Source organism: Psychrobacter sp. T6-1, assembly GCF_052258445.1.
This window is the reverse complement of record NZ_JBQQFC010000483.1, coordinates 1-1,275: the sequence shown is the minus strand read 5'-3', so window position 1 is coordinate 1,275 and position 1,275 is coordinate 1. Positions and strand designations below refer to the sequence as shown.

General features: G+C 43.5%; 2 protein-coding genes. One reads left to right on the top strand and one right to left on the bottom strand.

Annotated features, from left to right (window positions below; translation table 11 throughout):
• Positions 1–914: cupin domain-containing protein (locus tag ACTXGO_RS13990; protein ID WP_443574946.1), on the bottom strand; the 914-nt coding region annotated here is incomplete at its 3' end.
• 119 nt (positions 915–1,033) lie between these two features.
• On the opposite strand from ACTXGO_RS13990, the gene ACTXGO_RS13985 reads away from it, so the two are divergent.
• Entirely contained in the window at positions 1,034–1,216 is a 183-nt protein-coding gene (locus ACTXGO_RS13985; protein ID WP_317198932.1) for an NF038104 family lipoprotein, read from the top strand.
• Positions 1,217–1,275 lie beyond the last annotated feature (59 nt).

Here is a 1,275-nt window from a genome sequence, read left to right as displayed (position 1 = left end):
TCATCTGTATCTAAAGTCTCCTCGGGTACCAGCGCATCATATTGACGTTTGCTCACGACTTCTAACACGGCTTGACGAATAATATCGTCGCCGCGCTTAGATTGCAGCATTTGTAATAGCTGCTCTTTAATCGCATCAATACTATCGGCTTGTAATGCGCCAGAGGCTTGCAGCGCCTGTGGCAATAACATTGGGATAAATAAATCGCTATCACTGGTGGCGATATCAGCTAAGCTGTCGATAATTTGCATTAAGTTTGGACGACGACAGCCAAACGAAAAGGTTAAGCAGTCATCTTGTGCTACTCCAAAATGAGAGAGTTTCGGCGGCACATAAAGTACATCCCCCGCTTCTAGTATCTCATCAAAGATAATCTCGCCCATATCATCAAACAATCGAATCGGCTCATTTGCGACAAACTCGGTACCTTTATCACAGAATTTGCCGAGCTGCCAACGCCGTGATCCATATCCTTGTGCCAAAAACACATCGTAATCGTCATAGTGTTTGCCCACGGAGCCGCCTTTTGGGGCGAAAGATACCATGATATCATCACGCTGCCACTGCGGAATAAAATCAAACGCTTGCCAGAGTTGCCCCAGCTCAGGTGACCACTGTTCCATATTTTGCACCAGTACAGTCCACTGTGCTGGCAAATTATCAAAATCTGCTTCTGACAATGGGCTCTTTTTGAGTTGCCATTGTGGCAATCCTTCGTGCTTGCTCGCGGCTTGGATTAGCAGGCGCGCTGAAGCGTCTTCTTCAACGGCAAGCCCAAGCATATCCTCTGGCTCAAACATGTCGATTAATTGGGGTAAACCTTGCTTAATAAGCAATGGTTTTTTTTGCCAGTATTCGCTTAAAAACTGCTCAGGAGTGATAGAGTCGGTTAGACAAAGTGGAATTGAGGTCATGGGTTGATCCGAGTCATTAGATAAGGGTGAGTAGGGTATTTATGTATAGAATGGCTTTAGAAAATAAGCACGATAGTTTATGATTAACGATTATTTAGTTTACTACTTTTGGAATCCTTATGAAAAAGCTATCATTGATGTTTATCATTATGAGTGCGTTTTTATTACAAGCTTGCGTGCATAAAATCGTCACTGTACCCGCTAAAGTTGCCTATAAAACTACTAAAGGCGTGGTCAAAGGTACAGTTGCTGTGGGCAAAGCGATCATACCGGGCGATAGTGATGATAAAAAAGACGACTGATTGAGTAGTCAGCTCATCTGATCTCTTTTTAAAGGGACGGTTACTGACTAACCTCTATT

What these genes read in the sequence shown, in the direction of transcription:
- ACTXGO_RS13985 (WP_317198932.1), top strand. Translation starts at nt 1,034, where the DNA reads ATGAAAAAGCTATCATTGATGTTTATCATTATGAGTGCGTTTTTATTA.